At 44.2% G+C, this 25,739-nt stretch carries 22 protein-coding genes and 2 tRNA genes; 10 read left to right on the top strand and 14 right to left on the bottom strand.

All coding sequences use genetic code 11. The features are described from left to right. Positions 1–54: 54 nt before the first annotated feature. The 5 genes from ACU01J_RS19845 to ACU01J_RS19825 form a co-directional block, all read right to left on the bottom strand. Positions 55–975, bottom strand: coding sequence for an IS5 family transposase (locus ACU01J_RS19845; protein WP_481085133.1), 921 nt, complete (start codon positions 973–975; stop codon positions 55–57). 30 nt (positions 976–1,005) lie between these two features. Continuing rightward, positions 1,006–2,862: an ATP-binding response regulator gene (locus ACU01J_RS19840; RefSeq protein WP_481087238.1), complete on the bottom strand. Its 1,857-nt coding sequence runs from the start codon at positions 2,860–2,862 to the stop codon at positions 1,006–1,008. A gap of 186 nt (positions 2,863–3,048) precedes the next feature. Further along, positions 3,049–6,093, bottom strand: a complete 3,045-nt coding sequence (locus ACU01J_RS19835; protein WP_481087237.1) for an AAA family ATPase — start codon at positions 6,091–6,093, stop codon at positions 3,049–3,051. Between the two features lie 8 nt (positions 6,094–6,101). Beyond that, the gene (locus ACU01J_RS19830; protein WP_481087236.1) at positions 6,102–7,232 is read right to left on the bottom strand and encodes an exonuclease SbcCD subunit D; all 1,131 of its coding nucleotides are present in this window, start codon (positions 7,230–7,232) and stop codon (positions 6,102–6,104) included. A 121-nt stretch (positions 7,233–7,353) separates the two neighbouring features. Beyond that, positions 7,354–8,436 carry a beta-ketoacyl-ACP synthase 3 gene (locus tag ACU01J_RS19825; protein ID WP_481087235.1) on the bottom strand — a complete coding sequence of 361 codons (1,083 nt, stop codon included), beginning with the start codon at positions 8,434–8,436 and terminating at the stop codon, positions 7,354–7,356. A 106-nt stretch (positions 8,437–8,542) separates the two neighbouring features. On the opposite strand from ACU01J_RS19825, the gene trxC reads away from it, so the two are divergent. Further along, positions 8,543–8,977, top strand: coding sequence for a thioredoxin TrxC (gene trxC, locus ACU01J_RS19820; protein ID WP_481087234.1), 435 nt, complete (start codon positions 8,543–8,545; stop codon positions 8,975–8,977). Positions 8,978–9,175: 198 nt separating this feature from the next. Next, complete coding sequence (locus ACU01J_RS19815) at positions 9,176–10,336, top strand: MFS transporter (protein WP_481087233.1); 1,161 nt, start codon at positions 9,176–9,178, stop codon at positions 10,334–10,336. Between the two features lie 203 nt (positions 10,337–10,539). On the opposite strand, the gene ACU01J_RS19810 is transcribed toward ACU01J_RS19815, so the two are convergent. Continuing rightward, complete coding sequence (locus ACU01J_RS19810; RefSeq protein ID WP_481087232.1) at positions 10,540–11,025, bottom strand: GNAT family N-acetyltransferase; 486 nt, start codon at positions 11,023–11,025, stop codon at positions 10,540–10,542. A 94-nt stretch (positions 11,026–11,119) separates the two neighbouring features. Here ACU01J_RS19810 and ACU01J_RS19805 point away from each other — a divergent pair, with 94 nt between their 5' ends. Beyond that, positions 11,120–11,557 carry a DUF4174 domain-containing protein gene (locus tag ACU01J_RS19805; protein WP_481087231.1) on the top strand — a complete coding sequence of 146 codons (438 nt, stop codon included), beginning with the start codon at positions 11,120–11,122 and terminating at the stop codon, positions 11,555–11,557. Positions 11,558–11,574: 17 nt separating this feature from the next. Here the strand turns inward: ACU01J_RS19805 and ACU01J_RS19800 are convergent. The 4 genes from ACU01J_RS19800 to ACU01J_RS19785 all read right to left on the bottom strand — a co-directional run bounded on the left by ACU01J_RS19800 (position 11,575) and on the right by ACU01J_RS19785 (position 15,409). Further along, positions 11,575–11,648 (bottom strand) — tRNA-Cys (locus tag ACU01J_RS19800). Between the two features lie 39 nt (positions 11,649–11,687). Next, positions 11,688–11,774: transfer RNA gene (locus tag ACU01J_RS19795), tRNA-Leu, on the bottom strand. Between the two features lie 515 nt (positions 11,775–12,289). After that, on the bottom strand, positions 12,290–13,735 hold the full coding sequence (gene viaA, locus ACU01J_RS19790) for an ATPase RavA stimulator ViaA (RefSeq protein WP_481087230.1): 1,446 nt from the start codon (positions 13,733–13,735) through the stop codon (positions 12,290–12,292). Positions 13,736–13,744: 9 nt separating this feature from the next. Further along, positions 13,745–15,409 carry an ATPase RavA domain-containing protein gene (locus ACU01J_RS19785; RefSeq protein WP_481087229.1) on the bottom strand — a complete coding sequence of 555 codons (1,665 nt, stop codon included), beginning with the start codon at positions 15,407–15,409 and terminating at the stop codon, positions 13,745–13,747. A gap of 273 nt (positions 15,410–15,682) precedes the next feature. Here ACU01J_RS19785 and ACU01J_RS19780 point away from each other — a divergent pair, with 273 nt between their 5' ends. The 3 genes from ACU01J_RS19780 (at position 15,683) to ACU01J_RS19770 (ending at position 17,625) form a co-directional block, all read left to right on the top strand. After that, the gene (locus tag ACU01J_RS19780; protein ID WP_481087228.1) at positions 15,683–16,207 is read left to right on the top strand and encodes an NUDIX hydrolase; all 525 of its coding nucleotides are present in this window, start codon (positions 15,683–15,685) and stop codon (positions 16,205–16,207) included. A gap of 11 nt (positions 16,208–16,218) precedes the next feature. Next, positions 16,219–17,223: a low-specificity L-threonine aldolase gene (gene ltaE / locus ACU01J_RS19775; protein ID WP_481087227.1), complete on the top strand. Its 1,005-nt coding sequence runs from the start codon at positions 16,219–16,221 to the stop codon at positions 17,221–17,223. Between the two features lie 90 nt (positions 17,224–17,313). After that, a complete protein-coding gene (locus ACU01J_RS19770; RefSeq protein ID WP_481087226.1) occupies positions 17,314–17,625 on the top strand; it encodes a c-type cytochrome in 312 nt (103 codons plus the stop codon). Between the two features lie 56 nt (positions 17,626–17,681). Here ACU01J_RS19770 and ppiC read toward each other — a convergent pair whose 3' ends face one another. Continuing rightward, positions 17,682–17,960 (bottom strand): peptidylprolyl isomerase PpiC, encoded by a 279-nt coding sequence (ppiC, locus tag ACU01J_RS19765; RefSeq protein WP_005472248.1) that lies wholly within the window; start codon positions 17,958–17,960, stop codon positions 17,682–17,684. Positions 17,961–18,152: 192 nt separating this feature from the next. On the opposite strand from ppiC, the gene ACU01J_RS19760 reads away from it, so the two are divergent. Both ACU01J_RS19760 and ACU01J_RS19755 read left to right on the top strand, forming a co-directional pair. Then, positions 18,153–19,079 (top strand): chemotaxis protein, encoded by a 927-nt coding sequence (locus tag ACU01J_RS19760; protein ID WP_481087225.1) that lies wholly within the window; start codon positions 18,153–18,155, stop codon positions 19,077–19,079. 168 nt (positions 19,080–19,247) lie between these two features. Continuing rightward, positions 19,248–20,264 carry a GGDEF domain-containing protein gene (locus ACU01J_RS19755; RefSeq protein WP_481087224.1) on the top strand — a complete coding sequence of 339 codons (1,017 nt, stop codon included), beginning with the start codon at positions 19,248–19,250 and terminating at the stop codon, positions 20,262–20,264. Between the two features lie 78 nt (positions 20,265–20,342). Here ACU01J_RS19755 and ACU01J_RS19750 read toward each other — a convergent pair whose 3' ends face one another. Then, positions 20,343–21,275, bottom strand: a complete 933-nt coding sequence (locus tag ACU01J_RS19750) for an exopolyphosphatase (RefSeq protein WP_481087223.1) — start codon at positions 21,273–21,275, stop codon at positions 20,343–20,345. Between the two features lie 209 nt (positions 21,276–21,484). Between ACU01J_RS19750 and ACU01J_RS19745 the strand changes: the two genes are divergently transcribed. Continuing rightward, on the top strand, positions 21,485–21,751 hold the full coding sequence (locus tag ACU01J_RS19745) for a putative hemolysin (protein ID WP_481087222.1): 267 nt from the start codon (positions 21,485–21,487) through the stop codon (positions 21,749–21,751). Between the two features lie 134 nt (positions 21,752–21,885). On the opposite strand, the gene ACU01J_RS19740 is transcribed toward ACU01J_RS19745, so the two are convergent. Beyond that, entirely contained in the window at positions 21,886–22,719 is an 834-nt protein-coding gene (locus tag ACU01J_RS19740; RefSeq protein WP_481087221.1) for a YdcF family protein, read from the bottom strand. 187 nt (positions 22,720–22,906) lie between these two features. Here ACU01J_RS19740 and ACU01J_RS19735 point away from each other — a divergent pair, with 187 nt between their 5' ends. After that, positions 22,907–24,277, top strand: a complete 1,371-nt coding sequence (locus ACU01J_RS19735) for an L-serine ammonia-lyase (RefSeq protein ID WP_481087220.1) — start codon at positions 22,907–22,909, stop codon at positions 24,275–24,277. Positions 24,278–24,429: 152 nt separating this feature from the next. Here ACU01J_RS19735 and ACU01J_RS19730 read toward each other — a convergent pair whose 3' ends face one another. Further along, on the bottom strand, positions 24,430–25,554 hold the full coding sequence (locus ACU01J_RS19730; protein WP_481087219.1) for a M14 family metallopeptidase: 1,125 nt from the start codon (positions 25,552–25,554) through the stop codon (positions 24,430–24,432). Positions 25,555–25,739 lie beyond the last annotated feature (185 nt).

The following is a 25,739-nucleotide window of genomic DNA, read 5'->3' as shown; positions in this document are numbered from 1 at the left end:
GGCTTTGTTGCGTAATTCGGACAGAAAAACAAACCGCCCGAAATTGTGCAATTCTTAAACAACAAACTGAGTTTCAGGCATACCAAGCCCTGTAAGCTTGTTCAGCGCTTTAATCATGGCGTAGGTTTCGCCAACCTGAGCATTGTAGTTTCGCAGGCTTAACCTCCCACCTAGCAACTGCTTCACTCGATACATGGCTGTTTCTGATAGTGAACGTTTGTGATAACCATACCGCTTTTTCCACTTCTTGTTGGAGCCGTAGAGCTTTTGGCAACCCACTGCTAAATTGCGAGGATGTCCTTGTTCCCAGAAGGCTGCCCCTTCTCTTGGTGGGATAAGCGGAATAGCTCGCTTAATCCGTATGGCATCATGGCAGTTCCTTGTGTCGTAAGCACCATCTCCAGATATCTCGATGATTTGTCGACGTGTTTGCTTGAGCAAATTAGGAAGGACTTCTGAATCAGTGACATTAGATAAACTCAGTTCTGCTGCTACTATCTCGTGAGTACTGGTGTCGACTGCTAAATGCAGCTTTCTCCAGACTCTACGCTTCCCGTCAGTACCGTGCTTCTTGACCTTCCATTCACCTTCGCCATAAACCTTGAGACCAGTGGCATCAATGGCCAGATGCTGTATCGCACCTCTGGTTTTAGTTTTAAATGAAACCTCAACCTGCTGGGCTCGACGGCTTATACAGGTGTAATGCGGACAAACAAGCGGTATGTTAGCCAGCTTAAATACTGAGTCTAGAAAACCTTGCAGCGCTCTCAATGGCATAGAGAAAACGCGTTTTACCATCAGTGCGGTAGTAATGGCTAGGTCGCTGAATCGACGAGGCCTGCCGCGCTTACTCTGTTTGCTTTGCTTCCACTCGCGTATGGCTTCCTCATCAATCCAGAAAGTGAGTGAACCACGGTTGATTAGGGCTTTGTTGTACTGTTTCCAGTTAGTTGTTTTGTAACGAGGTTTCGGCATAAGGCTACGATGATTAACTGATGTAGCCGATCAGATCGTAACTTCCTGATTTAGTTCCATCGAATTACGCAACAAAGCCCCTAAAACATCCAGAACTTCAGCGCCATCACTTGCATGAGACACTTGATAACCTTGCTTATTGAGCAAAATAGTAGTCAGTTGACGCATTGATACATTGTCATCGGCAATCAGAATCCGTTTGCCAACGCTCGTAGTTTTGCGAGGTATTTGCGTTCTATCAGCTTCACAACGGCCAAACATAAGCTTAGCAAAAACGTCACTGGTATGCTTCAAAACCTGTAATTTTTCAATCGCATAGATGGACAGAAAGCGGCTAAATTTGGTGTGATAGTGGCTATTCTTGTCATACAGAACGACCAGTTTCGCTTCCGTAAAGTGCAATTTTGACTCAAGTTTTAGGTACTCAGACTCGCTGCAGGTATCTAGGTCAATCAAAATTAAGTCATACTCAAATTCATACTCTTCTTTCTGATACGCTTGCTCTAGATTTATATCTGAAAGATCCGTACCCATATAGAAGGCAAACTCATTCAGTTTACGCTGCACCATTGGGTCACTGCCTATGTGCAGTATCGATTTAGTACGTAGAATTTCCTGTTTGATGACACTGATTGCTTGGGAATGTTTGTGAGGGAACTTGAGAGTAAACTGCGTCCACTCTCCTAATGCGGACTCACATTCAATCGAGCCTCCAAACGAATGCATCACTCGTTGGCAAAATGGTAGCCCCAAGCCATAACTGGATGCTTTGCCTGATGTATAAAAATCTTCAAAGATATAGTCAATCTTATCCGGCTCAATACCAACACCGTTATCTTCGAAATAGAGGTAGTTTGCCTTTTCGTCTGCATTAACAGTAATAGAGACCTTAAACGCATCATCATTTCGGTAGTACAACGCATTTTTCAGCAAATTATACAGTGCGTATTTCAATAAGGTATCACTACCAAAGTATTCAAAATCTTGACCAATGTTGAGCGTGACATACTTGCTAGCATCAGTGCCACGATAGGCGTAAGTCGCCAAAGACTCCTTCACTACTTCCCCTGCTGAGTGAAGTTTGAATGTTGACTGGGAGACTCGGTTCTCATCAATAGAAGTCAGTAGTAGGTCGATCGCTTCATTACCATTATGAATGACCTCATCTGCACTCGCGAGCACCTCTTTCATTCTCGTCAAATCTTGGCGCGGCAGTTGGACAGAATCACTCAGGTTAGACTTTTCTGAAGGCAACGAGGAACTCAATACGTCCAATGATGTTTGCAAAGCACTTAATGGGTTTCGCATTTCATGAGCAATCCCCGCCCCAAAAGATTTGGCGATGGATACCTTTGCTTCATGTTCAACCTGATTTCGGAAGTAAAAAAGGTTACCGAATATATAGGTGAAGAGGAAAATCGGGATGTATGGCCAAATGATAGGAACACCACCATCAAGCAGTCCATCATTGAGCCCATATGCAAACAAAAAACCTAGGACAATCGCCAACGTCGCTTGAGCAATCATGACCCGGGTTTGGTGAACTAATAGAATATGGAGGAAGATCGAGCTCATAAAGGACATCGCCCAAACGGTCGACCAGCCATTCATAAACATCATGAACGAAAAGAAGAACGGCAGACAAATCGTCACTGTCGCTAAATAGTAATATGGCAAAAAGCGTTTCAGTACCGTCGGGACGTAATGCCTTAGAGCCAACCCAAGCAACAGCAGAGCACAGAATACTCTTAGAGACGCATTCTCATAAGGCTGCGGATAGATCACTGTCCACACAAAATAGTAGGCAGGGAAACCAATACACCCCATCCAACCTACTAATGAAAGGTTAGGGTCTGCATACTGGTAAATCTTCTTAACTACATCCATTTACTACAGCCGTTATTGGTTTATCTATATTCTCTAAACTGCCTGCAAGGCTCATTACTGCAACCGCTGAAAAATAATATACTCATCATTACAATATGAGCAAAGCCATGTTAGGCGCTCAACTACGCTACTCATATCACGTATAAGAAACTTGCTGCATTTTGATAATTCTAGCCGCTAATCTAATCAGTGGACACCTGCTAGGCGAATTGTACTTCCCACTCTAGATGATTCCACATCTAACCGAAGTGACATTTGTTCTTTAAGCTCTGAAATATGCGAGATAACGCCTATTGTACGACCACTTTGTTGCAGATCTATCAAGATCTGCATCGCAAGGTCTAACGATTCAGGATCTAAGCTACCAAAGCCTTCGTCGATAAATAACGTATCAAGCCTAATCCCACCGCTGTATGACTGAACAACATCAGACAGACCTAGTGCCAAGGCCAAAGCAGCCATGAAAGACTCCCCGCCAGATAGAGTCGCGACGTCACGCACTTTACCTGTATAGCCATCTTCGACCGATAGATCTAAGCCTCGCCCTGCTGCCCCCTTAAACCCTTCGGTCTTACGTACAAGTTGGTATCGCCCGCGACTCATAATACTCAGTCGTTGCGAAGCTTGAATCAATACATCATCGAGTAAGACACCAAGTACAAAGCGATGCAGGCTTACACGGCTACCGGTTTTCCCGCTCGCCACATCGTAAAGTGTGCCATAAACCTTGTATTCAGCTTCTAACTTGTGGTTTTTCTCATGCAATTGAGCAATATCTTGAGCCACCTTTTCTAAGCGATGCAGGGTTGACTGAGCACTATCCAACGCCATTCTTGTTTGCTGATATTCACTTTCTTGCTGCTGTACAGACAGGTGTTCCTGTTCTAGATTTGGCGGCTGCATACCGACAAGTGCTTGCTCTAGGTCGTTGATCGTCTGCTCTAACTGAACACTGGTACGGTTAAATTGAGTTATCTCGTTTTGCCATACTTCTAGCTCTGAAGGTGTAGAACGAGATGCCAAAAACTCTTGCTCCGAAGCAATCGAGGTGGTTTGAAGCGCGCTGTGCCATGCTTGTTCATTAAGCTCGCGTTGCTTTACCGCTTGGCCAAGTAATTCACGGTGAGTCACCATTTGCGATTCTAGGTTCGACTGCCTCATCGCCGCTTGTTGTGCCTGACCCTGCGCGGTTTCTAACGCCTGCTTAAGCTGCGACATTACCTGTTGCGTTTGTATTCGTTTCGCTTCAACTTGCTCAACGCTATTGAACTCACCATTGATAGCCATCGTAAGTTTTTCGAGTTGTTCAATACTAAGCTTCAGCGCGGTATCATTGGCAGAGATTTCTTCTTTAAGCTGATTGATTTTCACTTCACCATCAATGCAACGTTGGTTTAGATCAACAACCATCTGTTCCATTTTAATTAAATCAATCGCCGAAAGGTGCTGCAAACGAAGCTGGTGTTGGCTAAGTAGCTCCTCAACCTCGGCAATATTAAACGTTGCCTTGTCACCCAACTCAGCTTCTGCTGACGTCACCATGGATTTCTTTTGCTCGCATAGCGCAAGATGTTGTTCAAGCACACTGCTCGCGTGATTAAACTGATCAAGTGCCGCACGTTCGACTTGGCGAGCGCTTTCTACCTGCTGCTTTGAAACTTCATTGCCAACAAAGCTCGCTGGCGACGGATGTGTGCAGCTACCACAAACCGGACAAGGTTGATCCTTTTCAAGCTTCTGAGCAAGCACTGCCGCCTGAGCATTATGCCAATCAAGCTCTGTTTGATCGGCGAATTTCTGTTTAGTAGCCAGTTCAACTTCAAGGGCTTGCTTTGTGGCTTGCTTCGCGTCAGTTTGTTTATCTAGAGTGGCTTGCTCACCCTTAGTTTTCGCCAGTTTACGCAGATCAGAGGCCAATCGTTGTTTGTTAGCAATCTCTGCTTCGAGCGTCACCTTTTCATTAATATCCTTACGCGCCTGCTCTAAATCTTGGCTACCTTTGAGAGCATCACTTTCGAGCTTTTGTTTGAAAGCGACGTATTTATCTAACGTTTGTTGCTGCTCGATTTTTTTTTGCTGTAAGGCATTAACATTAGATTGCTGTTGAGCGCGTTCCACCAGCTTCTGCTGAGTTTGGTCTAGCTTGAATAGTTGCTCATTCAAAGCAGGGAGCTGTTCGGCTTCTGAGGAAGCTTTTTGATGCTGAGCCTCACTCTGCTTTAGCATCACTTGCGCTTGCTCTTGTTCCGAGTTTAACGTAACAAGCTTTTGTTCAAATTCCGTGACTTGCTTTAAACTCGCTTGCCACTGCGAATATGGCGCTTCTAATTTGCTTGCTTGTGTGGCGCGCTCTAATGCTAGGTTACGCTCAGCGATAACAGCTTGCTGCTCTAAGTGAGCTTTTAAAGCCGCTTTACCCTGCTCTAATTTCACAAACTGTCCATTGAGTGCGATCATCTGCTGTAGCTTGGCTTTCGATTGGCTAAGCTTTTCTGAACTTATTTGCTCGGCCATTTTAGCTTGAGCTGACTGTTCATTCGCTTGAGTAAGCTTATCGCTCAACTCATGCTCAGTACTGACCTCACCCACCTGTAGGGCACCACGGATTTGGTTGTCGAACTCGTCTTTCGATTTACTGATTGAGAGCGCACGATCTTTTAGAGCAAATTCGATTTTTTTATAGATGTCAGTTTGAAACAGCTGGCCAAATATCGCTTCTCTATCTTTCGAACTGGCCAGCAGTAGTTCACGGAATTTACCCTGTGGCAATACCATCACCTGACGGAACTGACTTTCGTTCAGCCCTAATAGCGCCGTTACCTCTGTTTTGACTTGTGCTGTTTTACTGGTAATCAAACGCTCTTCATCAGTGATCTCATACAGTGAAGCCGTGTGTTTCTTTGTCGTTGTTCCTTCGCCGCGTGCTTTCGGTGCTTCTTGCTCAGGGGCTCGAGTCACACGGTACTGTTTATCGTGCAGAGCAAACTCAAAGATTATTTCAGTTGGTAAGTTAGCAGCAGACTGATCGCAGCGCATTTGTATGCCTTGGCGTTCATCTCCTGTGGTTTCACCATATAGCGCAAAGCAAATCGCATCTAAGATCGAGGTCTTACCGGAACCTGTTGGGCCGTTAATTAAGAACAGAGGATTACTACCAAGTTGAGTAAAGTCTACTTGTTCAGTCTTAGCAAAAGGACCAAATGCTTGCAGCGTAAGTTTTAATGGTTTCATTGCTGTTCCTATTGCTGACTTAGTTGCTTGATAATGTCGGTGATGGCTTTGTCTTGTTCCTCACTCAACTTAGCGTCTTGTGCCTCTAAGAAGAAATCTCGGAACATATCTGCTTCACTGCGAGCTAGCTTAGCCACCGCCATTTCTTGTTCTGTGCCAATCAGCATGCCTGGCTTTTCTAAATGCAAAACATTGGGGTAGACTGCTCGTAACTTATCCATTGGGTTTAAGATGGCGTGCTTGTCCATCAAACGAACCAAGAGGTAGTCTTCACTATTCGGGTCGGTTTTCCCTTGCAATAAGATGTCATCTAATTCACCTTCAATAATACGCATCAGATGAGGTGCCTTCAGGTCAATATGGGTGGCAGACTTAAAACCACTTTCATCTAACTCAACAAGCGTCATACCTTTCTTCTGATGTTGTTCTGAAAAGCTGTATTTCATCAGCGAGCCTGAGTAGCGAATGTGCTCCTCGCCTTTTTTTTGCGGCTGGTGCAAGTGACCAAGTGCCACGTAATCAAAGTCGATAAAATGTTCATGGCTAACACGATCCGAACCACCAATAGACAATGGACGTTCAGACTCTGATTCAATCGCGCCATCAACAAAACAGTGACTAATCAACACATTCTTAGCGCCATCCACGAAGGTCTTTTTGATCTCGTCACATAGATGCTGATGAGCTTCGTCATGCGTTGAAACTGGCTGTTTGAAATGGTGACGGACTCGCTCAGGATCGTTGTATGGCATGCCATAGAAAGCCACTGGGCCTATATCGCTATCCAAAACTATCGGTGTCACCATGTCTCTAAAATTTGAAATGATATGCAGGCCAGATTCTTTCATCTGCTTGGAAGCAAAACCCAATCGCTCAGCACCATCGTGGTTACCCGGGATCAGAATGACTGGAAGTTTGAGCTCACCACACACATGCTCAACAAAATGATTCATTAACTCAATCGCAGCAGTCGGCGGTACAGAGCGGTCATAGATATCCCCCGCAATCACTAGCGCATCGACAGGGTGCTGCTGCAAATAATCGGTTATCTGCTGCAATACAGCTTTTTGATCATCAAGTAGAGAAACATTGTGGAATTGGCGACCTAAGTGCCAATCAGATGTGTGAAGAAATTTCATGCTAGCCCAGCGGAGTTCTTATCGTAAGGCCAATATAATAATCTCAAAGGTAGGTGATAGATATAAAAAGTCGCACTTAAAGTGCGACTTAAATTGTTAATCTTTTCAATACGTGACGAGGTTATGCGCCTTTCTTGCAATGCTCAATAGCGTTAGCAAGTAATTCTAGCGCAGAGCTCTCACACTCAGGTAAAGCTGCGTCACTTTGGCCAAGAGCCGTTACTCGTTCGCCCCATTTGATATGACCAGCGCCCCACGTGAGACCAGCACCAAATGCAGCGAGTAATAGATCATCACCCGGCTTAACCTGACCTTGCTCAAGAGCTTCACAAAGAGCGATTGGCACTGTTGCAGCAGAGGTATTGCCGTAGTTTTGAATGTTCACGAATGCTTTATCTTGGCTAATGCCTGATAAATCACACAGAGTCTGGATGATACGAATGTTCGCCTGATGAGGAATCACCACATCAACGTCATCTGTCGAGAGTTCACTGCGTGCAAGCACACTTTGAGCAGCGGCACCCATACCTTTCACGGCACGCTTAAAGATCTCTTTACCAACAAAATTGAAATCCCAATGACCATTGTCAGCAGCAAAACGATCCATTGACGTACCAAATTTTGGTACTGCTAGAATATCGCGCCCCGCTGAGTCACAGCCTAGCTGAGCTTCTTGTAAACCAACTTGTTGCTCTGTACGGCTAAGAACAGCAGCTCCAGCGCCATCACCGAACAGCACAGCCGTATCACGCTTAGTCCAGTCGATAAAAAACGACAGGCGCTCTGCACCAATTACGATGGCATTTCGGTAATTGCCTGACTGTATTAGTCGAGTAGCGGTTTCTAATCCGTACAAGAATCCAGTACATGCCGCATTAAGATCAAAAGCAGCTGCCGCTTTGATACCTAGGTTTTGCGAGACTTTCGATGCCGTATTAGGAATCAGTGAGTCGGGCGAACAAGTCGCGACAATAATTAAATCAACTTCTTCAGCCGTAACACCAGCACATGCTAATGCGTGCTTTGCTGCTACCGTCGCCATGTCAGAGGTATTTACGTGACTAATACGGCGGTTTTCTATACCTGTACGAGTACGAATCCACTCATCAGAGGTATCTAAAAAGGTGCTTAGGTCTTCATTGGAGAGCGTCGCTGGAGGTAGGCATTTGCCCCAGCCGGTAATTTCCGCATAGAAATTTTTCATTTTGAGCCTTTGAATTAGTTATTTGTATCACTCGTTCGTTTCAGAGTATAACTATCTCCGGTAATCACTGTCACCTAATTGAAAAGAAAACAACGAGAGAAAAGTCATGTCTACCTTTAACACTCGATGCCCATCTTGCTCTGGCGTCAACCGTGTTCCAGCTGAACGCATTTCAGAATCCCCAAATTGTGGCAGATGCCAAACGTCGCTATTAGACGGCGCACCTATTGAAGGTACAGAAAATAATTTTGACGCGATTCTCAATAGCCCAGTCCCTGTTGTGGTCGACTTTTGGGCAACTTGGTGTAATCCATGTGTTGGCTTTGCCCCTGTGTTTTCAGACGTTGCTGCTGAGAGAGCAAAAAATGTTCGCTTTGTAAAAGTAGACACCGAGGCTCAGCAAAATCTTGCTGCCAAATACCAAATTAGAAGCATTCCAACTATCATGGTTTTCAAAAATGGTAAAAGAGTTGATGTTATCAATGGCGCCCTGCCAAAAGGGCAGTTTGATCAATGGCTTAATCAAGCATTATTGAAATAACCTTCTTAGTAAAATCACCCCAAAATTGCAGCAATTACCGATGTTTTTGCTGCAATTCACCTGCTCTTTCTCACCTCTCATCTGCATAAATAATTTTTGTCGTCATAAGAAAAACTTTTCGTTTTACCCGAAACCCATTTAGCTACATAGTCGCGCCCGAAATTGCTTACCATTTATTCACTTTAAGAGGCCACGACATTGGAAAATACCCTTGCACCAACACCGAAAGCTCGCATTTCTGTACCTGTAATTGCGTTAGCTCTATATGCGGTCGCATCAGGGTATTTAATGAGTCTGATCCCTTTAATGCTTGGCGAATACGGCCTAGATAATTCTCTTGCAAGCTGGCTTGCGAGCGTGTTTTACGCTGGTCTTCTTATCGGTGCGGTAGGCGTAGAGCCAATTGTTAAAAAAGTCGGACACCGTAATGCATTCGTCTGGTGTTTAGTGGCATTCATGGCAACCATCATGATTTTGCCTCTAGCGCCTTATTCAGCTGTGTGGATTATTGCGCGCTTAGTAGCGGGCATGGCAGTCGCTGGCGTGTTTGTTATCGTTGAATCTTGGTTGCTTCATGGTGATGAGTCTGCACGAGCAAAGCGCTTAGGTCTGTACATGGGCGCACTGTATGGTGGTAGCGCATTAGGACAACTGGGTATCGGCGTAATCGGCATTTCTGGTGGCGTTCCTTTTATCACCATCATTACCTTGTTGATTTTAGCTGTCGTAGTACTACTGTTTGGCGAAAGTGATCAGCCAGCAAGCGAGCACAGTGAGTCTTTATCACTAAAACAGATCAGTAAACTGAATCACGCAGCGATCATCGGTTGTATTGTTTCAGGTTTAACCTTAGGCGCTATCTACGGATTAATGCCAGTCGAACTGTTCGCTCGCGGTATTGCTCATAGCGACATTGGCGGCCTAATGGCAGTGGTTATCTTAGGTGGTATGGCGGTACAGCCTGTCGTTCCTTGGCTATCTAAATACTTAGGTCGCACCTTACTGATGGCACTGTTTTGCCTACTTGGCGTCGCTGCAATTACATTCACGACATTAGTCACTGGCATCCAAGCACTTGCGGCTGGGCTGTTTTTCTTAGGCGTTGCAACATTTGCGCTTTATCCTGTCGCAATCAACCTCGGTTGTGACAAGTTGGATGCGAGCTACATTGTTTCAGCTACTCAAGTTATGCTGTTTAGCTACAGTATCGGTTCTGTTGCTGGCCCTGTGGTGGCAGACAGTTTTATGTCAGGCGCACAAGGTTTGATGGGCTACTTATTTGCTGCTCTACTAGCAACGTGTATCTACATGTTGATAGCAAGTATTAAGACCAAGCGACAAGCAATCGCTGGAGAATAATCAAATAAAAGAGGCACACTAGGGAGTATACAGTAAAAACTATGTCTATTTGCGTGTGAGTGAGTGACAGACCTTTACTGGCAATGCTTCTTTGGGGTCTATAAAGCGTACATACTATGTATAATGGTGTGTACGCTTTTTTATCCCTGACGGTTTTAAGCTCAGTGCGTAACTTCCCTCGGAGAATGTCCGATACGATGACTTCACTCACTACGCAGACTCATTTGATATAACAGTAAATCCACTGTATCACTTATTGCGTCTTGAACTTTGGCATAAGTAAAGCCGAGTTTCGTTAACAGAGCTTGGCTAGCTAGGTTGTCTGAGGTTGTGATCGCGACCAACTCATCGATTTCGGGCTGTTGGCGCGCATATTCGATGACAGCTTGCCCCGGTTTAAAGCCGTAACCTATGTCGTAAGCCGAGAGCTCTGGGCGCTTTATCAAACCACATACGCCGAGTTTCTCTTTCGTGTCGCTACGCTCCACCAGCATAAGGCAAACACTGTATTTTTCGTGCATATCGAGAATGTTGTTTTGAATGTACAACTGAGCATCATCGACCGTTTTAATGCCTTTATCACCAACAAAGCGGATGAAGTCTTCACTGTTGTAGAGTCCGAGGATAAATTCGGCATCCTGTTGCTTCACCAACCTTAACGTTAGTCGCTTACTAGACAATCTGCGCATTGACCATTTCCATCTGTTTGTTTGGCTATGTGAGCTTAACATCTACACTTAACGTAGAACACATTATGATGATCCCCACCAAAGAGAGGAAGCTATGCGTTCCACATTGATATTCATTATTGCATTGCTATTTAGCGCAACGGCGTGGACATACCCGGCTTACTCATCACATTGGCAACACCGGAGTGTCATCTATTTCGCACCAACTAAGGATGATCACGTAAAACAGTTTTTGCTCGAAACATTAATCAACGACTGTGAGCTGCAAGAACGCGACTTGGTCACTTTAGTGGTGACAGAAGATGGCTTTACCGACCCTGTTTGGGTCAAATATGAGTTTAATTTGGGCGCTCTGTTTGATGTTTACAAGGTAAAACCCGGCAGACATACCGCGGTATTAATTGGTAAAGATGGGACAGAGAAACTACGTTGGGGGAAACAAACTAACTGGGAATTGATTAAAGAAACGATAGACACTATGCCAGTGCGACAATATGAGATGGAGACACAAGGAAGTCCGTGTTCGGCTTAGTGTTTGAATCTGTCGAATGGAGGCGCCTCCCGGAATCGAACCGAGGTCCACGGATTTGCAATCCGCTGCATAGCCACTCTGCCAAGGCGCCTTTATTTGTTGCTTGTCTCTTTTCTTGCAGTTTGAGGGATGGTGCCCCGGGCCGGACTTGAACCGGCACAGCGCGAACGCCGAGGGATTTTAAATCCCTTGTGTCTACCAATTCCACCACCAGGGCAACGCATAAAGCGATGGTACACCATCATTCTCGCCACAAGATCTGCGATAACGAGGGGTACTCTAACGGATAATAATCTTCGGTCAACTAATTAATTTCGTTTTCAGTTCAATTGGTTAAAAAGTCTACCTGTATGTTTAACATCTAGGCTAAACGCTCTGTTTCTGATCACTCATTCAACGTGACAATCACGTGCCTATCCTCAACTGAAACCAGATAGACGTGCAGCTTCACGTCGTCATTTTCGATACGCTGACCCGACACATACATGGCAGTAGTATCTGCGACGTGATACTCAATTGCCTCACTATACGCGTTTGCAATCAAACCCGTCACAGCATCCCAATTTGTTTCCTTAACTTTGGGATACAGAAGTCGAGATGGTATATCTAGACTCTCAGCCAACACCACAATATGGGCACGCGGTTATTGTACATTCCTTTGTCATCACAGCTCCTTAAAACAAAAAAGGAGCCGATTAAGCTCCTTTATTCATCTAACGTATCAGTGGCGTATTACCACTTTTTCATCAAACGTCCGACAAGATTTGGGTGATAAGCCCAGCTATGATCAAACATCGACATTAGCTCTGGATTACCATATTTAGACAGACTAATCGCATGGAAGCGGTTTTTACTCTTCTTAAGTTGCTCTACTTTTTCCAGCATATCTTCTGACTGCTTCGGAGCAATAAAGTCTGAAATCACCACCATATCCGCGTTGCGGTATTTATCACCACTCATAAGGTCAATCGACTTCATTAACACGGGTTCAAGATCGGTACCGCCGTGGAAACTGTAGGTGAGGAAATCACTCGCTTCACGAAGACCATCTTGCTTGGTTAGCTCATAGGTAATTTGCTCAGTAGAGAAGAGAATCACGTAGCAATCACGATCTTCCGCCAATGCAATTTGCATCAACGCATAGGCCATCGCTTTAGCACACTGCTCCGGGAAGCCACTCATTGAACCTGATGCATCAACACAAACAATAAACGGCCCTTTTTCAACATCTGCTTGGGCATTATCTGGGCGCTGGGCACTCACTTTACGTAAAGTCCGAGACTTACCTTGCATCTTGTAGTTCATTAAGCGCTTATCAACTAGGTGTTTGTAGAACACAACTTCAAGTTCTGGATAAGCCAAAAACATGGTTTCATTCGGTAGAAGCTTATTTAGGTCATCCCCTTCATGAATACCGACAATATCATCCGTCGCTTGGTCGGATTTCTCTTCAACAACTTGCGGCTCTTCTAACGGTGCTTTGTTTAGATCAGGGTCGTTGACCTGACTCGCCATGCGACCAAGTTTCTCAGCGATCTCTTGCAAGCCTTTGTTCTTAGATAAGAATTCAGCATGGCGCTTCATCACCGTCAAATCTGTCTTGCTTAACCTTGCCGAAGCCATATCCCACAAGCGACCAACACTATCTTCATCACCACTTTTCGTCACTTTATCCATGTTTTTCATGGTTTCCATGCGTTGATAAAGATCTTTAAGTACTTTCTCTTTGTTGGCTTCGAGTTCGGTAAGCTGCGCTTGGCGAATCGCATCTGAGAGGCTTTGATACCATTGATCGCAGAAGTAATGCGGGAACATAGGGTTATTTACCCCTTTGTTCTTCTCCATAAGCCGGCGCGCTTGTAGATAAAAAGCGGAGTGCCATTCAAGCTGCTTGATTACTTCGGAGATTTTGTCGAAGAACTCCGCTTCGTTCCAGTGAATGACTTCTTGGTACAGTGACAGTTCTTGCTTAAATCGATCAGTTTCGCACACCTTAGTAATGCGTTTTTTCACACTACCACGCCATTTTAGCAAATGATTCTTGACCGAGGACTTTACCCCTCTGTTTTCAGTCACCGCCATCATTTGTGAGCGCGCCATAAGATCATTGACCGCGGAGTCAATCATGCCAGAGTCGGCAATCATTAATACAAGGTTAAGTCCGTCAGCACCTAGCATTCACTTCTCCTATGCAAAGAATTGATCTAAGGTTTTGAAACGGAAAACAATGCGTTCACATTCCGCTTTGGTAGATTCAAGTACTTGCTGCAAGCTCTGCAGGCTAGACTCCATCGCGCGCGGCAACTCTTGATCGATAAACCCATGAGGGAGCGCACCATGGAAGTTAGAACGCACACGCAGTAAATGATGTTCTGCATGCTCAAGCTGAGCCATCGCTTGCTGAGATTTTGTTAGCCACTCTTGGTAAAGCTCTTCATCTAAGCCTTTGGTTGTCACAATTGAAACCAGTACAGCACGGTTAGCAATATCTTTGATGACTAGGTTATTTGCAGCATCCATGTCAAAACGTAGGCGAACCAATGTGGTATTGGTGTTCACGTAGCCATAAACGTCACCGTGACCTTCTTTGATCACTCTCTCTAGCTCGTTCTTAGGTACATAAACCCAGCGGCTATCGCCCTTCTCAGATTCAGTGACCGACATATTACTTTGTAGCAGTGCCAATTTAACCAAATCAAATGCACTGCCCACTTTGTAGCTCTTTGCATCAGAGAGATCGTAGCTGTGCACTTGCTTCTTGATCAGACCTGTCGTCGACTCCATCGACAGCATGGTGCCAAACTCTGACTCAAGCTCCTCTTGAATGTCAGTGAGTTCTTCACGACATAAGGTGATTTGCTGTTCAACTTCTTGCTGATCAAATGCATGATTAAGTGCAAAATCTTTGATCACTTTACGCACGATGTCGCGAGACTCGGGGCTGTTCCATAGACAGTCTTGTAAAAGCAAAATATCTAGTGGGTTAATTGAATCACGGCCATTAAAGAATGCGCTCGCTTTAAGCAGCTTAACAGCTTTCTTCCAACGACGGTCTGATACGTACATATCCGTATCTTCCGCATCTAAGCCACTTTCGGTAGTAACGGCAGATTCTAGTAACGTTTTTAATTCGTAGAGCTTTTCAAATACGTCATTGCTAAGTTCAAGTTGCTCAAGCTCTGACTGCCACTGGTGATACTCTTGATCGGTAATTGCCAGACCTTCAGGAATTGTCGCCTCTTGCGGTGTACCAACGGTCAGCATAGATTTGAAGTTTTGCTTGTCTTGAATTCGGTTAACAAACACGCGTACTAACATACGGTCATATAGCGCTTCTAAACCACTGTCTTCATCTGGTAGCTCGTTCGATGCTGACACCAATAGACGCATTGGAACACGCTCAATCTCATTACCATTTTTGAAGGTTTTCTCATTCACAACGGTCAATAACGTGTTTAGAATTGCAGGGCCTGCTTTCCAAATTTCATCAAGGAAAACAACCTGAGCTGTCGGTAGATAACCGTCGGTTAAACGAACGTAACGACCATTATCTTTTAATTCTTGGATACTAAGCGGACCAAACACCTCTTCTGGCGTCGAGAAACGCGTCATTAGGTATTCGAAATAAGATGAATTATCGAAAGCTTGGATAAGACGCTTAGCAATTAAGCTTTTTGCAATACCTGGAGGTCCCAGTAAGAAGACGCTTTCACCCGCAAGGGCTGCTAGCAAGCAGAGTTTGATTGTTTCTTCACGTTCATACACACCATCAGATAGGGCTTGAGCGAGTTTATTGATTCTCTCAGACAATAACGCTTTTTGTGAGTGAGTAACTCGACTCTGGTTTATCATCTATTGCGTTCTCCTAACGTGTTAAACAACATGCGCGTATGAATAGGTTTATACAATTGTTAGTACTTTGTTACAAGTACAATTTCAATTCTGACAGACTTTTATATCAGAAGACTTATTCACGTAACGCACTGAAAACAATGTTTGCACTTTTGAGATTTTCATCACTAATCGTACGAGGTAAAGTTATTCGCTTGTTACTGATATGCTTTAACTACAGGGGTATTGCCTGTAAGGTAATGAGTGTCAATTGTCAGGTCACTAATAATAACAATGAACTCCAAGATAAAAAAACTTCATAGCTGGAAGCGTATCTCTCTCATCGAAGAAGAGGTTGATTTACCAAATGGCAAAAAAATCACCCACACTACGATTTCCCACCCTGGTGCCGCGGTGATCCTACCTATCGAGGAAAATGGCAATATCATTGTTATCAATCAATTCAGACCATCACTTAAGAAATGGTTATTGGAATTACCTGCAGGAACTTTAGAAGATGGCGAAGCGGTCGAAGTCTGCGCCAATCGCGAGCTTGAAGAAGAGACTGGTTTCAGTGCTAACACCATGATATCTCTGGGACAAGTAACGCCTTTGGCTGGTTTTTGTGATGAATTACAACATCTCTACGTAGCTAAAGACCTGACGTTGACTCGTCGTTACGATTGTGATGAAGACGAGGTGATTGAAGTAGTTTCACTGTCTGTTAAACAACTTGAACAAAAAATAGTTAGTGGCGAAATCACAGATGCCAAAACCATCGCATGTTTAGGTAAAGCTAAGCTGTGCGGCTATATTTAGGAGAGAAGATTATGGATTTTCGTTCTGATACGGTAACCAAACCGACAGAAGCGATGCGCAAAGCAATGGCAGAAGCACCTGTCGGTGATGATGTCTATGGTGATGACCCAACAGTCAACGAATTAGAACAGTGGGCAGCAGAACGTCATGGCTTTGAATCAGCTCTGTTTACTACGTCTGGAACTCAAGCAAACCTGCTCGGCCTTATGGCTCACTGTGGTCGCGGTGACGAATACCTGTGTGGGCAGCAAGCTCATAACTATAAGTACGAAGCAGGTGGCGCGGCTGTGTTAGGCTCTATTCAGCCTCAACCTATCGAAAACAACCCTGATGGCTCGCTTGATTTTAGTAAGCTGAAAGCCGCGATTAAACCTGATGACAGTCATTTTGCACGAACTAAGCTACTCAGCCTTGAGAACACTATCAACGGTAAGGTTCTTCCTTTAAGCTATCTTGCACAAGCGCGTGAGTTTGTCGACCAACACAACCTACTGCTGCACCTAGACGGGGCACGTGTATACAATGCTGCGGCGGCTCTTGATGTTGACGTTACAGAAATTGCACAATATTTCGACTCAATGACAATCTGTCTATCAAAAGGCCTCGCAGCACCAATCGGTTCATTGCTATTAGGTGATAAGGCCTTTATCCAAAGAGCAAGACGTTTACGTAAAATGGTAGGCGGCGGTATGCGTCAAGCTGGTATACTGGCAGCTGCAGGCAAGCTTGCGTTGACGGAGCAAGTGCCTCAACTGAAAGTTGACCATGCGAACGCGAAGCTACTGGCTGAACGCTTGTCTGATCTTCCAGGTTTCAACGTCAATACCGACTTTGTTCAGACCAATATTGTATTTGCCAAGCTGGATGACAATGTCGATATCACAGCTATTGCAGGTAAGCTTGCTGATGATGGGATCACGATTACCCCAGGAAACCCAATCCGCTTCGTGACTCATAAAGACATTACGCAACAAGATATTCTGTTGTTTATTGAGAAGCTAGGAAAGCTGCTTTAACGATCAGTAAATTGATCTCGACCATTGAGCTTCCCCTTAGGGGAAGCTTTATTCTAATCCGTATCAAAGTTGGTAGATTTAGGTTTCTCTATGATACGCGTGCTCGTTTTTCTTGCTCTTATTCCTTCATTAGCTTTTGCTAACACTTCTTTTGGCGACGCTCAACTCGGCAAGGTAAAATCCCCTAGCTGTATCTTTTGCCATGGCAAAGATGGCACTGCAAGCAATCCAAGCTACCCGAACATTAAAGGGCAAAATGCTCAATATCTGTTTCAATCAATGAAAGACTACCAGAATGGTAACCGACAAGGCGCGCTGGCGGAAATGATGAAGGCTCAACTTTCACGTCTAAACGATCAAGACTTGAAAGACATAGCGGCGTACTTTTCTAGCCAAAATTAGTCGATACAAACAAAAAAGCCTTCGACATTGTCGAAGGCTTTTTCAATCGAATCCGATTAAGTGCGATATAGCACCTTCACTACGTGCCAACCAAACTTTGTCTTTACTAGGTGTGGTACTAGTGTTTCACCAGAGAAACACACTTTATCGAACTGAGGGACCATCTGGCCACGACGAAATTCACCAAGATCACCACCCTTTTTGCCTGATGGACAAGTGGAATATTTCTTAGCTAAAGTCTGAAACTTCGCGCCTTTCTTTAGCTGCTTGATGATATCTTCGGCTTGCTCTTTGTGCTTAACTAAAATGTGAAGAGCCGCTGCTGTGTTAGCCATGTTTGATGCCTCTTGAAATATGACTGAGTTGGCGCGGATTGTACCGGATAATCGCAAAATCTTCACCCAGCCAAATAATAAATCAAAAAACATCTAGTACTTATGTATTAACCTACCGAATTTGATCAACATTAATTGAACATCAACCCAATTCCGCTACCATTGAATTAAGACACCAAAGAGAACACCTTCATGGCAAAATCGGTAAGTAAAGCGAATCAATCCCAAGGTATGTTGATGTTTACATTAACTCAAAGTAAACAGCTATTTGCCATAGGTACGCTAAAGGTGAGAGAAATCGTTCCTTTTCAAGTAACGACGCAGATCCCCTACTCCCACCACCATGTCGTTGGCACCGTATCGTTACGTGGTAAAACCATTCCAGTGATAAATATGCCAGCTGCAATTGGCTTTCGTCCAATACAGCCAGATGAATACCAATCTTGCTATCTGATCGTTACCGACTGTCTACGAACTGTCGTTGCCTTTATGGTTCGCTCAATAGAAAAAATTATTGAGTGTGATTGGAAATCGATCGAGTCTGCACCTCAAACTGTTGGTAACAATGTGTTTGTCACAGGTATTACGCGCTTTGAAGAAAAAATCGTTCAAATGCTGGATGTCGAGTTACTACTCTCAAAGATCTACCCTCAATATGAGTCGACCAAAATCCCTATGTTGACAGATATAGAACGCGAGCGCTTAAAAGCACTGAGCATCCTATTGGTCGATGATTCCTCTATTGCTAGGAAACAACTTTCGGATGCGTTAGATAGCATCAATATCCCCTATCAGATATGTAATAACGGAATTGATGCCCTTCAATTGATGCGCCACGATGCACAGCAAGGTAGACCTATAGAACTACTTGTAAGTGATATCGAAATGCCAGGCTTAGATGGTTATGAATTGGCTTTTGAAACACAAAACGAACGTGACCTTAGCAATAGTTACATTATCCTACATACGTCTCTATCGAGTGAAATTTGTATTGATCGAGCTAAGCAAGTAGGTGCGCACGAAGCATTGGAAAAATTTAACGCCGGAGACTTAATCAAAGCTATGCTAAGAGGAGCAAACCAGCTTGAACATGGAGAACAACAAGCAACCGTTTTATGAGCCACCGGGATGACTGAACAATTTCCATACAGCGCCTAAGGTAAAGTTATGATATCTTGCGTAACCATTAATCAATTAATGGATATAAATTGATATAGAATCAAGCATCTACAGCTAAGATCCACTAATCTTATTTGTAGGATGTCTAAACAAGAATGTTTATAAGAAATGACAGACGACGACTTTAAAAAATCGACAGCTAACCTGAGAAAAGCTGTACCGCTCATGATGAAGCATCACGTAGCTGCAACACCAGCGAACTATGCGTTATGGTACACATACGTCGATAACGTAATCCCTCAATTAAATCGTGAACTTGACGGGGTTATTGAGAACTACGGAGTGTGTCCACCAGCCGCCGGAGAGCAGTTGTATAACAACCACATTGCGAGTCGAGCAGAAACTGATATGCACGATCTGCGTGCCAATATCGAAATTCTGGTCAACGAAGTCGCGAGCTCTGTCTCTGACACGCTAACCGACACTTCTCAATTTTCGCAAATGATCGATAAAAGCTTCGATAACTTAGAAAGAGTCGAAAACGAATCGATGTCACTAGAAGAAGTGATGAAGGTCATTCGCCAGTTAGTCGTCGAGTCACGTGAAATCAGACACTCTACCCGTTTTCTAAACAGTCAATTAGAGAATGCGACCAACGAGATCCAACAACTTAAAAGTCAGTTGGCAGAAGTTCAGCAAGATGCATTATTTGACTCTCTCACCAGTCTATACAACCGTAGGGCCTTTGATGGCGACCTAAATACCTTATGTCGTTCGGAACAAAAGATGTGCTTAATCTTAGCTGATATCGACCACTTTAAGTCCTTTAATGATACCTATGGCCATTTATTCGGTGATACCGTCATCAAGGCGATTGCACGACGTATCCAACTAAACTGCCGTGATGGCATTCATGCTTATCGTTTTGGTGGAGAAGAGTTTGCCTTGATCGTGCCCAATAAATCACTGCGAATCGCTCGTCAGTTCGCTGAGAGCTTACGCCGCGCGATTGAAAAATTATCGATCAAAGATCGACGAACGTCAGAGCAAATAGGCAATATCACTATCTCATTGGGTGTGGCTGAGCTACAACCCGGAGAGCCTGCCAACGCCTTAATCGAACGTGCTGATAAGTTGTTGTATGAGGCAAAAGAGCTTGGCCGCAACCGCGTAATGCCGCTTTAGACTATTCCACTCGATTGCATATTAAAAAGCCCCTGTAAGTGATTGCAGAGGCTTTTGCATTCGTTTAGGCGTTTTCAATTAGCCATCATTCGTAATGGCCGTGATCAGCTCTTGCTGTACTTGGTTAGCTTTATCATTGTCAATCTGACACGTCCCCGCCGCTTTATGGCCTCCGCCGCCATACTTTAGCATTAGCTCACCCACATTGGTCTTAGAGCTGCGATCAAAAATGGATTTACCCGTCGCAAATACCGTATTTTGCTTCTGGAACCCCCACATCTTGTGAATAGAGATATTGCAGTTTGGGTAGAGTGCATAAATGACAAATCGGTTACCAGCAAAGATCACCTCTTCATCAGTGAGATCCAAAAGGACCAAATTGTCATGGACGGTCGCGCATCGCTGAATCTGATCTTTGAACAAGTTTTCATGCTCACGGTACAGTTCAATACGCTCTTGCACATCAGGAAGGTCTAGAATCTCTTCAATTGAGTGGCTCTTACAGTACTCAATAAGATCCATCATTAAGTTGTAATTGGAGATACGAAACTCTCTAAAACGGCCAAGTCCAGTACGAGCATCCATCAAGAAGTTCAGTAGATTCCAACCAGTCGAATCCAGCACTTCATCACGGCTAAACTGAGCTGAATCGCCTTTATCCACCGCTTCCATCATACCTAACCAATCACTAGGGAAAGTATTTTCACCTCCGTAGTGTTCCCACACGACACGAGCAGCCGATGGCGCATCAGGATCGATAATGTGATTTTTCCTCTCACCTTGATTGCGAATCATTTCAGATAGGTGATGGTCAAACACCAAGTAGGCATCTTTTACATACGGCAAATTAGTAACAATATCATTAGAAGTAATCTCAATTACTCCGTCTTGCATATCTTTGGGGTGAACGAACTTGATATCATCGATTAGGTCAAGTTGCTTAAGCAAAACTGCACACACTAAACCATCAAAATCACTACGAGTTACAAGTCGATATTTTTGTTCCGACATCAGGCACTTCCTATGCTAAGTCTGACTAGGTTAAAGTATACGATACTTTATTATAACTAACGCAAACCTTTCAACGCTGTTCCATTACAATGTGAAATATCTCTTTATAATTTTAGACAGCAGCGACTTTTTGACAAACCTAACAGGGATCTTTTCATTACAGGACCTATAATCGATGAGTTAATGATTGATCCAAGTAAGGAAATTTTATGAAAAGAGCATATATCGTGATGTCTGTGATCAGTGCTGCTGTATTGGCTGGTTGTGCGAGTGAGCCTGATGAATACGAAGTAAAAGAGTACACTTCTATGGCTAACCCAGCAGCAGTTTACTGCGTTCAACAGGGCGGAGAGCTTGAAACGGTCAATGAAAACGAGATGCGTGTGACTTACTGTGTTCTATCTGCTGATGAACGCGTTGAGCAGTGGGAATACTACCGAAACAGCCAAAAGAATGAACAGCAGTCACAAGGCTAATCACCTATCGGACATCATTTAGGCAGTAATGGGTGACAACTGCCAAAGAGAAACTAAAAATCTCTTAGAGGAAGCGACGGAACTAATGGCTTATAGCCTTATTACATTCACGGCGATCAAGACTAACTTACTGGTCACCCGCGCTGACGCTCTGGGTCAAGATGACGATTCAGCCAAGTAAGATTGGCATCAAGTATGTCTAATTGTTCGATAAAAACTTGATCGCACACGCAAGGGGGAGTTTTCTCGACTGCCCTTTCTATTTTCTCTATCGCCAACGCACTCTCTACATCCAGTGGCATCGCTTTTAAACCCTCAAGTGCATCTAACGCGAATCGCAATGGCAGCTCCCTAACATCTGCTAACTCACGCTGAAACACCCTATTCTTTACCCCTTCTAAATACACGCGGTAAGTCGTCAGTTCATCGACCAATAAGAAAGCACGACCTGCCTCACCGAGATGAGGGTAAGCCACAGCGCAATGCTGGCGAAGATCAAGCGATATAGAAAGCAATAGCCCACTTTGCTCGCAGCGCTGGTTCAGCACTCTTAGCAGACCTTGTTCATCCATTAATGCCTGAATCTCAAATATTCGTTTTAGATGGTAATCGTTTGAGACAAAAGTGACATCTACCCTTTGACCAACACAGCAGAGTTGGCTTTCCACTAACTTATCCGCTGCATTTCGGATGTTTTCGATGGTATTGGTCGACTGACTTTCAATTAGGATATGAGGAGGCACCGTTTCACTAGCTGGAAGCAAGCACAAGAACTGCTGGTACATCGCTTCAGCTTCAGATGCCGTTTGACCGTCAGTGACACCACCGCAAAAAACAAATGCGGTTTCTTGTACGTTAACTTGTTCCAGCAGTTTCAAAAGTCCTTGCACACGGCTTACACCTTCCGGTGTTAGTCGGTTGCTTCTCAACCTCTTGCCTAGAATAAGTACCACGTTAGAAATGTTCATTATTTACTCATGTCTCAATTATTCCTACTGAATTACTCAGGTACTGTACATACATCGTCTTTGCCGCTAGCTTAGCATAGGTTAAAGTTTTGTTATTTTGGTTTTGATAAGTCGAAGTTTCGGTCAGATGCCATACTAGTAATTACAAGAGTCTGTCTGACGGGCCAATTCACAGGAAGTAAAGTTTATGCTGTCAATATTTGATATTTTTAAGATAGGCGTTGGGCCTTCCAGCTCTCACACTAATGGTCCGATGCTCGCAGGGTATCATTTTACCCGTTTACTGGCTGCATCGATAACTAAAGTACACCGTATTCAAGTCGACCTATACGGCTCCCTGTCTTTAACCGGCAAGGGTCACCATACCGACCGCGCAGTTATTCTCGGCCTCTTAGGTAATAAACCTGACACCATCAAAATGAATAGTGCCAAACAAGCGCTCGCCAATACCATTGATCAAGGTTACCTGGCTCTTGCTGGCGCTCATACGGTCAATTTCAGCTATGAGAGTGATATCTTATTTCAATCAGACAATCTTCCTCTGCATGAAAACGGTATGACCATCACCGCTTACGATTCGCTAGGCACGCAAATCGGGTTTGAAACCTACTACTCTATCGGTGGTGGATTCATTGCCACCGCGAAAGAGTTAGAAAACGGTGGTAATGAAAGCAACGTTGATGTTCCTTTCCCATTTTCTAGCGCTGACGAAATGCTCTCTATGGCGGAGAAGAACGGCCTTAGCCTAGGTGGGATGATCTTACAAAACGAGCAATGCTTCTTTAACGACGACGAGATCACTCGCAAAACAGAGCAAATTTGGAAAGTCATGTCACTATGTATGCAGCGCGGTTTTGAAACCGAAGGTGTACTGGAAGGAGGACTTGAAGTCACTAGACGCGCCCCTAACCTGCTTAAGAAACTCGAAGCCAACGCTGCGATTGAAAACGATCCAATGGAAATCATGGATTGGATCAACTTGTTTGCCTTTGCTGTCAGTGAAGAGAATGCAGCGGGGGGACAAGTGGTTACCTCTCCTACTAACGGAGCAGCAGGTGTTATCCCAGCGGTACTCATGTATTACCATCGCTTTATTAGAGAGCTCGATACCAAGCAGCTAAAAGACTTTATTGCCGTCGCTGGCGCAATTGGCATCCTATACAAAACCAACGCCTCTATTTCGGGAGCTGAAGTTGGCTGCCAAGGTGAAGTGGGTGTCTCATCGTCGATGGCTGCCGCAGGTCTTACGGCACTGCGTGGTGGCAGTAACGAACAAATCTGTATTGCCGCTGAAATCGCCATGGAGCACTCACTTGGGATGACCTGTGATCCGATTGGCGGCTTAGTTCAAGTACCGTGCATCGAGCGTAATGCCATGGGGGCGATGAAAGCGATTAACGCCTCACGAATGGCACTCAAACGTACAAGTAAGTGTCTAATATCGTTAGATAAAGTGATCGCAACCATGTATCAAACAGGTAAAGATATGAACCGGAAGTATCGCGAAACTTCTCTCGGTGGACTTGCCGTTATCCATATCTCTCCACCTTGTGAGTAAACATCGCCTACTTTAACCAAGTGACAGAGACTTCCGCACTCTCTTTTGCCGGATTATGACATGCGAGTGTACAATTAAAATTCTGCAGCATCGTTAAAAATACTAACGAAAAAGCGCGGGCAGTCCCGCGCTTTTTTTACTCTTAAAAATGATTAAACCTTATCAACCACAGCCAGCGTCGCGGCTAGCATATCATGACCAAATTTCACGCTACGCTCTGGTGACCAGCCGTACAATGGGTCAGGATAGTCATTGTTATCTTTAAACGGCATTTCAATCGTGTAAGAAAGGCACTTAAACTGCTCACCGACCCAGTTTGAACCGACAGTTAAGTTTGCTTTGCCTGGCTCATCTTTATCGTAACCATATTCATCTTGGAATTCTGGTGTCACCGTAAGCAGAGCTTGTTTAAACGCATTTTCCAAGCTAGCTAAACGCTCATCATATGACGGGATACCTTCAGAGCCTGCCGCAAAGTTATATGGAATCGCTTCGTCGCCGTGAATGTCTAAGAACATATCAACACCAATTTCTAGCATGCGTTCGCGAACTAAGAAAACTTCAGGGCTTCGCTCCATTGACGGCGTTTGCCATTCGCGATTCAAGTTCACGCCAACCGCATTACAGCGTAAGTGACCACGAATACCACCATCAGGGTTCATGTTTGGCACAACGTAAAGTACTGCATTTTCTAATAACGCACGTGCCGTAACATCATCTTCATCCAACAAGCGTTGAATTAGGCCTTCCATAAACCATTCTGCCATGGTTTCACCTGGATGCTGGCGAGCGATCAACCAGATTTTCTTCTTGCCTTCTTCCTCTTCACCAAATTTAAGAAGACTCATATCATTACCATCAAGTGTATGACCTAAGGTTTCTAGTTGGCAGTGGTGAGACGCTTGAGCCATATGAAGAAGATCAAGATGGCGGTCATAAGTATAAGGCGCGAAATAAGCGAAGTAGATTGAACCGCGTTCAGGGATCACGGTAAACGTCAGCGTATCACCATCAAACTCTGCAGGAATACGGAACCACTCTTCGCGATCATACGATGCAACTACATCGTAACCCTTCCATCCCTCAGGGTAAGCTGAACCTTTTAGATCCAACAAAGAGATAGTGTGTGATTGCTCAGCCTCAGTTTCTAAACGAAAGTGAAACCACTGATAAAATTCCGACTGATTATCGTTTGGAATCTTTAGTTCGATGTGATCTTTACTCTCAATACTGACGACTTCAATACTACCACTATCGAAATTACTAAAAATCTTCATTGCGTTACATTCCTTATACATTTGTACAGCATTGCGCGAGGCTAACACAAAGATAAACCTTAAAAAATCGATTTACCGCTTAGATTTGTCAGCATTGTTTAAAAGATATATCTAGCGCAAACGTTTTAGATCAAGTTCATTATAAAAATTCATGCGATATTGAGAAAAAATCGTGCATAAAAAAC

Source organism: Vibrio sp. 2433-A1 (assembly GCF_056726085.1).
This window is presented reverse-complemented; position numbering and strand designations above follow the sequence as displayed.

Excerpts from the sequence above, each read along its gene's own strand:
- ACU01J_RS19845 (WP_481085133.1), bottom strand. The coding sequence starts at position 975 with ATGCCGAAACCTCGTTACAAAACAACTAACTGGAAACAGTACAACAAA.
- ACU01J_RS19840 (WP_481087238.1), bottom strand. The coding sequence starts at position 2,862 with ATGGATGTAGTTAAGAAGATTTACCAGTATGCAGACCCTAACCTTTCA.
- ACU01J_RS19835 (WP_481087237.1), bottom strand. The coding sequence starts at position 6,093 with ATGAAACCATTAAAACTTACGCTGCAAGCATTTGGTCCTTTTGCTAAG.
- ACU01J_RS19830 (WP_481087236.1), bottom strand. The coding sequence starts at position 7,232 with ATGAAATTTCTTCACACATCTGATTGGCACTTAGGTCGCCAATTCCAC.
- ACU01J_RS19825 (WP_481087235.1), bottom strand. The coding sequence starts at position 8,436 with ATGAAAAATTTCTATGCGGAAATTACCGGCTGGGGCAAATGCCTACCT.
- trxC (WP_481087234.1), top strand. The coding sequence starts at position 8,543 with ATGTCTACCTTTAACACTCGATGCCCATCTTGCTCTGGCGTCAACCGT.
- ACU01J_RS19810 (WP_481087232.1), bottom strand. The coding sequence starts at position 11,025 with ATGCGCAGATTGTCTAGTAAGCGACTAACGTTAAGGTTGGTGAAGCAA.
- ACU01J_RS19805 (WP_481087231.1), top strand. The coding sequence starts at position 11,120 with ATGCGTTCCACATTGATATTCATTATTGCATTGCTATTTAGCGCAACG.
- viaA (WP_481087230.1), bottom strand. The coding sequence starts at position 13,735 with ATGCTAGGTGCTGACGGACTTAACCTTGTATTAATGATTGCCGACTCT.
- ACU01J_RS19785 (WP_481087229.1), bottom strand. The coding sequence starts at position 15,409 with ATGATAAACCAGAGTCGAGTTACTCACTCACAAAAAGCGTTATTGTCT.
- ACU01J_RS19780 (WP_481087228.1), top strand. The coding sequence starts at position 15,683 with ATGAACTCCAAGATAAAAAAACTTCATAGCTGGAAGCGTATCTCTCTC.
- ltaE (WP_481087227.1), top strand. The coding sequence starts at position 16,219 with ATGGATTTTCGTTCTGATACGGTAACCAAACCGACAGAAGCGATGCGC.
- ACU01J_RS19770 (WP_481087226.1), top strand. The coding sequence starts at position 17,314 with ATGATACGCGTGCTCGTTTTTCTTGCTCTTATTCCTTCATTAGCTTTT.
- ppiC (WP_005472248.1), bottom strand. The coding sequence starts at position 17,960 with ATGGCTAACACAGCAGCGGCTCTTCACATTTTAGTTAAGCACAAAGAG.
- ACU01J_RS19760 (WP_481087225.1), top strand. The coding sequence starts at position 18,153 with ATGGCAAAATCGGTAAGTAAAGCGAATCAATCCCAAGGTATGTTGATG.
- ACU01J_RS19755 (WP_481087224.1), top strand. The coding sequence starts at position 19,248 with ATGACAGACGACGACTTTAAAAAATCGACAGCTAACCTGAGAAAAGCT.
- ACU01J_RS19750 (WP_481087223.1), bottom strand. The coding sequence starts at position 21,275 with ATGTCGGAACAAAAATATCGACTTGTAACTCGTAGTGATTTTGATGGT.
- ACU01J_RS19745 (WP_481087222.1), top strand. The coding sequence starts at position 21,485 with ATGAAAAGAGCATATATCGTGATGTCTGTGATCAGTGCTGCTGTATTG.
- ACU01J_RS19740 (WP_481087221.1), bottom strand. The coding sequence starts at position 22,719 with ATGAACATTTCTAACGTGGTACTTATTCTAGGCAAGAGGTTGAGAAGC.
- ACU01J_RS19735 (WP_481087220.1), top strand. The coding sequence starts at position 22,907 with ATGCTGTCAATATTTGATATTTTTAAGATAGGCGTTGGGCCTTCCAGC.
- ACU01J_RS19730 (WP_481087219.1), bottom strand. The coding sequence starts at position 25,554 with ATGAAGATTTTTAGTAATTTCGATAGTGGTAGTATTGAAGTCGTCAGT.